Annotated in this window: 4 protein-coding genes; 2 read left to right on the forward strand and 2 right to left on the reverse strand. The window is 64.2% G+C overall.

All coding sequences use genetic code 11. The annotated features are described in order from the left end of the window. The first annotated feature begins 20 nt into the window (after positions 1 to 20). Both QZ847_RS07385 and mazG read left to right on the forward strand, forming a co-directional pair. Entirely contained in the window at positions 21 to 785 is a 765-nt protein-coding gene (locus tag QZ847_RS07385; protein ID WP_294354926.1) for an MBL fold metallo-hydrolase, read from the forward strand. 224 nt (positions 786 to 1,009) lie between these two features. Beyond that, a complete protein-coding gene (gene mazG / locus QZ847_RS07390; protein WP_294354920.1) occupies positions 1,010 to 1,756 on the forward strand; it encodes a nucleoside triphosphate pyrophosphohydrolase in 747 nt (248 codons plus the stop codon). Between the two features lie 12 nt (positions 1,757 to 1,768). Here the strand turns inward: mazG and hflX are convergent, their stop codons facing one another. Both hflX and QZ847_RS07400 read right to left on the reverse strand, forming a co-directional pair. Then, entirely contained in the window at positions 1,769 to 3,061 is a 1,293-nt protein-coding gene (gene hflX, locus QZ847_RS07395; protein WP_294354923.1) for a GTPase HflX, read from the reverse strand. A gap of 28 nt (positions 3,062 to 3,089) precedes the next feature. Further along, positions 3,090 to 3,236 (reverse strand): RNA chaperone Hfq (locus tag QZ847_RS07400; protein ID WP_294354929.1); only part of this gene is annotated, 147 nt, incomplete at its 5' end.

The raw sequence follows: 3,236 nt of genomic DNA on the forward strand, positions 1-3,236 counted from the left end.
ACCGGGATCAAGGCTGCGGCGTGAAGGTTCGCATCCTCGGCTCGGGCACATCCTCCGGCGTGCCGCGGATCGGCAACGACTGGGGTGCCTGCGACCCGGACGAGCCGCGCAATCGGCGAACGCGCGCCTCGATCCTGATCGAGCACGAGGGTACGCGCATCCTGGTCGATACCGGGCCTGACATGCGCGAACAATTGCTCGCCGCCAGTGTCGGCGCGGTCGATGCCGTGATCTGGACGCACGCGCACGCCGACCATGTGTTCGGCATCGACGATCTCCGGCAAGTCTATCACGCGCGCGGCACACCCGTGCCCGCCTGGGCACGCCCGAAGACCGCTGCGCTGCTGCATCAGCAGTTCGGCTACGTATTCGAGGGAAGCGGGGGCTATCCGCCAACCGTCGATCTAGGTGTTGTCGACGAGGAGCTAGTGATCGGCGATATTCGCGTTCGCGTAATCGATCAGCCGCACGGGTCGATCACTTCGGCGGGACTAAGATTCGAGGCCGGCGGCGTCGCGATCGGCTACGCCACCGACGTGAGCGGCATGACCGATGCCATGCGCGCGTTGTACGGCGACCTAGACGTCTGGATCGTCGATGCGCTCCGACGGCATCCGCATCCGTCGCATGCCGATCTGCCCACCGTCCTCGGCTGGATTTCCGATCTGTCTCCGAAGCATTCTGTGCTGGTCCACATGGATCAGTCGATGGATTATCGTACTTTGTGCGGCGAGCTGCCGGCGGGGATCGAGCCGGGCTATGACGGATGGGAGCGCCATTGGTGAGCGGTCACGTTAGTCAGGCGCTAATATATGCATTGCTGTTGGTATTGCCGCTGTCGGCACTCGCAGCGCGGCGACTGCCGACGCGAACCGTGCTGCTTTACGCGGGGGCGTGGTTGGTGATCTTTGGCGGCGCGTTCGTCCTTGTAGCGCTGCTCGCACCCTAACCATCTCGCCATGCTTTACATAATGTCTATTATCGATCTTGTGTTTGGATCTGATTTGCGATGATTGATCGTCTCCTCGGCATCATGCGCCGGCTCCGCTCGCCCGATGGTTGCGATTGGGATCGCGCGCAGACGTTCGAAACCATCGCACCGTACACGATTGAAGAAGCTTACGAGGTCGCCGACGCGATCACACGCCGTGACATGGAAGATCTGAAGGACGAACTCGGCGACCTCCTTCTTCAGGTCGTGTTCCACAGCCGCATCGCGGAGGAAGACGGCCTTTTCACCTTTGACGATGTCGCCGCCACGATCAGCGACAAAATGGAGCGCCGCCATCCGCATATCTTCGGCGACGCGTCCGACGGTGGTCACCATCTGTGGGAACAGGTCAAGGCCGCCGAGCGCAAAGCAAAAGGCGCGGCCGGTACACTGGACGGCGTCGCGCTCGCTCTTCCGGCGCTTCAACGGGCCGAGAAAATTCAGAACCGCGCGGCGCGCGTCGGGTTCGACTGGCCCGATGTCGACGGCCCGCGCGCCAAGATCGACGAGGAACTTGCCGAGGTCGCGGCTGCGAAGACCGCGGACGAGCGTGAGGATGAGATCGGCGATCTGCTGTTTGCGACCGTCAACTGGGCGCGCCATCTGGGTGTCGACGCCGAGGCGGCGCTGCGGCGCGCGACCGCCAAGTTCGAGCGACGCTTTCGCGCGATGGAGCAATCGAGTGACGAGTTCGCCTCGCTCTCTCTCGATCAGAAAGAAGCATTGTGGCAGCAGGTTAAGCGCGCCGAGGTGGACCCCGGCTGACCCGCTACCCGCCTAATCGGCCCGCTGCTGAAACCGCTCGAAATCCCGCTCCGCCATACGCACCTCGTAGCGCGCGCGGTCGGCTTCGATGTCCTGCGACAGAACCTCTCCGTGCTGATGCAGCCAAGCCGCAGCTGCACCGTCGGCGGGATCGAGCGTGACGACATAACGTCGATGACCCGTGGTCAGGCGCGCCGCTGCCTGGCGGACGAGGTTCTCGACCCCTTCCCCGGTCAGCGCCGAGAGCGTCATCACGTCCTCGCGTCGCTCGGCATCCGCCATCAGCGCGTCGCGATCGGCGGGATCGATCAGGTCGAGCTTGTTCCACGCCTCGATCCGCGGTGTTGTCTCGGCTACACCGATCTCCTCCAGAACCGCTTCCACATCGGCACGCTGCGCCTCGGTATCGGGATGCGCGATATCGCGGACGTGGATCAGCAGGTCGGCGGATACGACCTCCTCCAGCGTTGCCTTGAATGCCGCGACCAGTTGCGTCGGCAGTTCCGAGACGAAGCCGACCGTGTCCGACAGAATTGCCTTGTCGAGACCGGGCAGCGAAATCTGCCGGAGCGTCGGATCCAGCGTCGCGAACAGCAGGTCCTCCGCCATCACGTGACTGCCGGTCAGACGATTGAACAGCGTCGACTTGCCCGCATTGGTATAGCCGACAAGCGCGATCACCGGCCAGGGTGCCCGCTGACGTCGCTCGCGGTGAAGCCCACGGGTGCGTGTCACCTGATCGAGCTCGCGCCTGAGGCGAGCCATCCGGTCGCGGATCAATCGCCGATCCGCCTCGATCTGCGTTTCACCAGGACCACCGAGAAATCCGAAACCGCCGCGCTGCCGCTCCAAGTGTGTCCAGCTGCGAACCAGCCGCCCCGACTGATAGTCGAGGTGTGCTAGTTCGACCTGCAAGCGACCCTCGGCCGTTGCCGCTCGTTCCCCGAATATTTCGAGGATCAGTCCGGTCCGGTCGATCACCTTGGTTTCAAGCGCGGTTTCGAGATTGCGTTGTTGGATCGGAGTCAATGCGCCGTCAAAGACAATCAGCTGCGCTTCCTCCATCCGCACGCGCGCAGCCAGTTCCTCGATCTGACCGCTGCCGATCAGCGTCGCAGCCCGCGGTGCGCGGACGCGGAGCGCGACACGTTCGACCACCTCGACGCCGATCGCGGCGGCCAGGCCTGCGGTTTCGTCCAAACGGGCCTCCGCGTCGCGCGACGATCCACCGAGATCGGGAAACACCACGATCGCCTTCGCGCCGCGTGCGAAGTCGTCGCGGTCGCGCTCGAACCCGGCGCTCATGCGCGCACCTGCACCATCGGCACCCAGATCAATCCTCGTCCTGCTCCTCGGCAAGGTTGAGCGGTCGCGACGGCTGGATCGTCGACACGGCGTGCTTGTAGACGAGCTGCGACATGCCATCGCGCTGGAGCAGCATGCAGAACAGGTCGAACGCCGCGATCGCGCCTTGCAGCAT

Origin of the sequence: uncultured Sphingomonas sp., from assembly GCF_913778135.1 — a bacterium.
GTDB lineage: Bacteria > Pseudomonadota > Alphaproteobacteria > Sphingomonadales > Sphingomonadaceae > Sphingomonas.